We start from the raw sequence: 5,364 nt of genomic DNA on the forward strand, positions 1-5,364 counted from the left end.
GAAGGGTTTGATGAAAAATGGACTATAACATCAGCCAATATTTATCTTGCAGAATATAAAAATTTACCAGCTGGAGATTATATATTTAAAATAAAAACATCCAATGAAGATGGAACTTGGAATTCAGACGATACCTCATTAAATATTGAAATCCAACCTTCATTTTGGATTACATTTCCAGCCTTCATTTTATATATAATTATACTTTTTTTTATAATACTTATTGTTTCAACTATTACTAAAAAGCGTATTGATAAAAAAAATAAGGTGCAATTAGAAAAAAAATATCATGAACAAATAGAGAAAATCAATGAATCCAAATTGGAATTCTTTATAAACATTTCACATGAAATTCGCACTCCACTAACCCTTATTTTGTGTTCTATCGAAAAACTAATCTCTGATTTTATACTGAACCCTAAACAACAAAAAGAAGCATTAACTATTGATAAAAATGTAAATACTCTTTTGGAATTGACAAACGAATTATTAGCTATTCATAAAATGGAATCTGGTAATTACCAATTAAAAGTTCAGAAAAGTGACATGATTTCGTTTTTAAAAAATATTAGAATTGCTTTTAATGGATTAGCAAAATCGAAAAAAATTAAAATTTCAATAGACGCCTATCAGCCTGAAGTGTTGATTTGGTTCGATAAAAATGCCCTTGGGAAAATTATTTATAATTTAGTTTCCAACGCAATTAAACACACCAATATAGGCGGTAAAATTGTAATTAAAATTAGTCCTTCTACAAACAAACAATTTTTAGTAGTAGATGTTATTGATAACGGCGCAGGAATAGATGCCAATTTTTTGTCTAAAATTTTTAATAGATTTTACCATCATGGGGGCAATATGGACCGCTATGTAAGTGGATTTGGAATAGGATTGTCACTGACTAAATCTTTGATTGAATTGCATAAAGGAAGTATTTCGGTAAGTAGTGAATTACATAAAGGCTCTATTTTTACTTTGAATTTACCATTGGATGAAAACGCTTATTCTGAAGAAGAAAAAGCAGATAAAATCCTATTGGAAAGAACTTTACCTCGAGCTCTTAGCGCTGCTAATATTGAGGAAAGTAATGTAGAGGTTGGTACTAATAAAACAGTTGATGGAAATGTTGAATTTGATGGTAATAAGTCAACTATTTTGTATGTTGATGATAATACAGAATTAAGGGAAAACATAGCGGATTATTTTTCAGGCTCTTATAATATATATACAGCAGAAAACGGTAAAATTGGAGTCGAAATGGCACATAAATTACAACCCGATGTAATTATCAGTGACGTAGTAATGCCCGTAATGAATGGTCTTGATTTATGTATTACGCTTAAAAATGACATAAATACTTCCCATATTCCTATAATTTTATTAACAGCTCAAGGCGATATGGATAGCCAATTTCAAGGAGTGCAATCTGGTGCAGATTACTATGTTTCTAAACCTTTTAATATTAAACTTTTAAATTTAACTATTAAAAATCTAATAGAGTCCAGAAACAAATTTAAAAATCTATTTCTAACTAATAAATATGAGGATGCTGCGGACATTACCACAAATAATAAAGACAAAGAATTTATTGATAAACTACTAAAATATGTTAACGATCATATAGAAGAAGACAATTTGAATATTATAAATATCGCAGATGAATTTGCTATGAGTCGTTCTACCTTTTTTAGAAAAGTTAAGGTAATAACTGGGACAACAGGAAAAGAGTTTATAGATTCAGTGCGTTTGAAAAAAGCAAAAGCCCTATTAACAGAATCGGATCTAAATATTTCCGAGATTGCCTATGCCGTAGGTCATTCTAATCCACAGTATTTTTCAAAGTGGTTCAAATCCCATTGCAAAATATCGCCTTCAGAATATATTTTAAAATACAAAGTATAATACTAAAGTCATTTCAATTAAATTATATTTCTCGAAATACAGCATTACGGATTTAATATTTTGCTTGACAAAAATATTTTTTAAATCAAGTGTTAGTAAAAAAATAATTCCTTTTACAAACCTTTTTAATTGCACAATAATGGCATAAATTATACAATGAGTCTAATAGTATTTGAAATGTAAGATACAACGGCTAATCACGATTTAAAACACAAACAGAACTAGGGTTTTTAAAATTTCTGAATCAAAAGAATCTGGCATAAGGCCATCAATCGTTCTCTTACGCCCAGTTCCCTTGTTCGGTTCAGCTATTCCAGTCGTCATAGGTAGAAAATTCTGTAGCCTATATCTTCTTCTCTGCTAAATAAATTTTCATAAACTAATTAAAGGCAGTCTTTCGGTTGCTTTTTTTGTAATTTTACCACACAAAAATTTAATATGAGTTTATTTCTTAAAATAGTTCTTTTGTTAGCTGTGGGGTCGGTTTTTTCGCAAAACACAAATTTGGATCCTCTGCCTTCTGAAAAAATTGATTCTTTGTATAGAGAAGATCAGTTTTATTTTGGATTTACCTACAATACTTTACAGAAAAAACCAGACGGACTTACTCAAAGTAAGTTTTCAAAGGGTTTTTCCGTAGGTTTTCTCAGAGACATGCCAGTAAACAAGATGAGAACTATCGCAATAGCAACAGGAATTGGAATTTCTTTTAACAACTTGAATCAAAACATTTTGATTTCTAAAACAAATCAAACACCTACCTATGCTCTTATTAACTCGGATATTTCATATCAAAAGAATAGAATTTCACAGCTATTAATCGATGTACCTATCGAATTTAGATGGAGGAGTTCTACTTTTGAAAGTCACAAATTTTGGAGAATTTATGGAGGTGCTAAGTTCAGCTATTTAGTAAATGATCGATCTATTTATAATAATTATCAAGATAAAATTATTGTGAATAATAATCCTGATTTTAACAAATTAAATTACGGAGTTTATTTAGCTGCAGGATACAACACCATCAATCTCTATGGGTATTATGGTTTGAATCCGATTTTTCAATCGGCTAAAATTGGTACAGAATCTATAGACATGAATTCGTTGAATGTTGGGATAATCTTTTATATTTTGTAGTTAAATCTATAACCCTATATTTTCTTCCGCATCCTCGCCACAGGAATATCCAATTGTTCTCGGTATTTTGCAATGGTTCTACGAGCAATGGGGTAGCCTTTTTCTTTTAGAATTTCGGCTAGTTGATCGTCGGGTAGCGGTTTGTGTTTGTCTTCTTCTTCAATCACGTTTTGTAGAATTTTTTTGATTTCAAGAGTCGAAACGTCTTCGCCTTGATCGTTTTTCATCGCTTCGGAGAAGAATTCTTTGATTAATTTTGTGCCATAAGGCGTTTCTAAATATTTGCTATTTGCCACACGGGAAATTGTAGAAATATCAAGTCCAACCAAGTCAGCAATGTCTTTTAGAATCATCGGTCTTAATTTGGTTTCATCCCCTTCCAAAAAATACTCTTGTTGGTAGTGCATGATAGCATTCATGGTCACAAAAAGTGTTTCTTGACGTTGTTTAATAGCTTCAATAAACCATTTAGCCGAATCTAATTTTTGTTTAATAAACTGAACGGCATCTTTTTGTGCATTCGATTTGTCGCGAGAACTTTTATAGGTTTGCATCATTTCCTGATAATCTTTAGAAACGTGAAGCGAAGGGGCATTTCTTCCGTTTAATGTCAAAACCAATTCGTCATCAACGATGCGTATTGCAAAATCAGGGACAACATGTTCTGTAATTTTGTTGCTTCCTGTAAAAGAACCGCCTGGTTTTGGATTTAGTTTTTCTATTTCGTGAATAGTAGTTTTGAGTTGCTCATTCGAAACCGCATATTTTTGAAGGAGCTTATCGTAATGTTTTTTGGTAAAGGCATCAAATTGGTTTTCGATAATATCAATTGCCAAAGCCACATATTCCGTCGGCGTTTTATGCTTTAATTGCAATAATAAACATTCCTGCAAATCGCGTGCGCCAACACCCGAGGGTTCTAGTTCGTGAATTATGTGCAACATTCTATCGACTGTTTTTTCATCGGTATAAATACCTTGGGTAAACGCCATATCATCTACCATATCAGGAATACTTCGTCGGATATAGCCCATATCGTCGATGCTGCCCACGAGAAATTCTGCAATTTCACGCTCATCGTCATTCAATATAAAAGTATTTAATTGATTGATTAAATCTTGGTGAAAACTAATTGGTGCCACCAGTGGCGATTCCCGTTCCTCATCGTCATCACTGTAATTATTAGCCTGGGTTTTATAATCGGGCGTTTCATCGCTGCTTAAATATTCGTCAATGTTAACATCGCTCGTATCTTCACTATCATTGTCGTCATAATCGTCGAATTCGTCATTGGCATCATCATTATCGAATTCGTCTTTCTCGTAGTTTTCCTCTTCTTCCAAACCTGTTTCCAAAGCAGGATTTTCATTCATTTCTTCCAATAAACGTTGCTCGAATGCTTGCGTAGGCAATTGAATTAGCTTCATCAACTGGATTTGTTGTGGAGATAATTTCTGGGACAGTTTAAGATTTAGAAATTGCTTAAGCATATACGATACTAATTTATTTTTGCCACGAAGGCGCAAAGACACAAAGTTTTCATTTTATTAAAAAGAAAAAGAAACTAAGTTTATTGATACTAATTTGACGTTGTATTTATGAATCTTTTAATCCCACTTTTAATTAACGGAACATTAAAATTAATTAAAAAGCCTAAACTATTATTAGTTAATTTTAAATGACTTATTATTTGAGCTTGCCAAACAGGATTAACTATTTCTACTGCTTTTACTTCTATAATCACGGAATTTTCAACTATTAAATCAAGTCTTAATTTCTCTTTAAGAATTACTCCGTCATAAACAATTGGCACATCAATTTGACTTTGAACCATTAATCCTGCCTTGTTTATTTCGTATGCTAAACAAACTTCATAAACCCGCTCCAACAAACCAGGACCAAGTTCCTTATGAACTTTAAAAGCAGAATTCACAATTATCTTGGCAATTTCTTCGGTTCTGTCGTCAATCATTTTAATATGCCGCTAAGACGCAAAGGCGCCAAGTTATTTATTATTTTATCTAATCTAATATATTGACTTTAATCATTCCTTAAAATCTTAGTTTTTCCTGTAAATCATACTTCACACTTTAAAAACTTTGCGACTTTGCGCCTTCGTGGCAAAATCTCTGTTTTTTAAAACTCGGCATTCATCGGTGTTCTAGGAAAAGGAATTACGTCACGAATATTAGTCATTCCAGTTACAAAAAGAACTAATCTTTCAAAACCAAGTCCAAAACCAGAGTGAACCGCGCTTCCAAATCTTCGGGTGTCTAAATACCACCACAATTCTTCTTCGTCAATTCCTAAGGCTTTCATTTTTTC

General features: G+C 32.0%; 5 protein-coding genes. 2 read left to right on the forward strand and 3 right to left on the reverse strand.

From position 1 onward, the window contains the following. Both ACKVOD_RS09270 and ACKVOD_RS09275 read left to right on the forward strand, forming a co-directional pair. On the forward strand, positions 1-1,902 hold a 1,902-nt coding region (locus tag ACKVOD_RS09270), incomplete at its 5' end, for an ATP-binding protein (protein ID WP_409209187.1). A 438-nt stretch (positions 1,903-2,340) separates the two neighbouring features. Further along, complete coding sequence (locus tag ACKVOD_RS09275) at positions 2,341-3,039, forward strand: porin family protein (protein ID WP_409209188.1); 699 nt, start codon at positions 2,341-2,343, stop codon at positions 3,037-3,039. A 14-nt stretch (positions 3,040-3,053) separates the two neighbouring features. On the opposite strand, the gene rpoN is transcribed toward ACKVOD_RS09275, so the two are convergent. The 3 genes from rpoN to ACKVOD_RS09290 form a co-directional block, all read right to left on the reverse strand. Then, positions 3,054-4,529, reverse strand: a complete 1,476-nt coding sequence (gene rpoN / locus ACKVOD_RS09280) for an RNA polymerase factor sigma-54 (RefSeq protein WP_409209189.1) — start codon at positions 4,527-4,529, stop codon at positions 3,054-3,056. Between the two features lie 89 nt (positions 4,530-4,618). After that, positions 4,619-5,011, reverse strand: a complete 393-nt coding sequence (locus ACKVOD_RS09285; protein WP_409209190.1) for a GxxExxY protein — start codon at positions 5,009-5,011, stop codon at positions 4,619-4,621. A 164-nt stretch (positions 5,012-5,175) separates the two neighbouring features. Beyond that, on the reverse strand, positions 5,176-5,364 hold a 189-nt coding region (locus ACKVOD_RS09290), incomplete at its 5' end, for an amino acid--tRNA ligase-related protein (protein WP_409209191.1).

Origin of the sequence: Flavobacterium sp., from assembly GCF_046155325.1 — a bacterium.
GTDB lineage: Bacteria > Bacteroidota > Bacteroidia > Flavobacteriales > Flavobacteriaceae > Flavobacterium.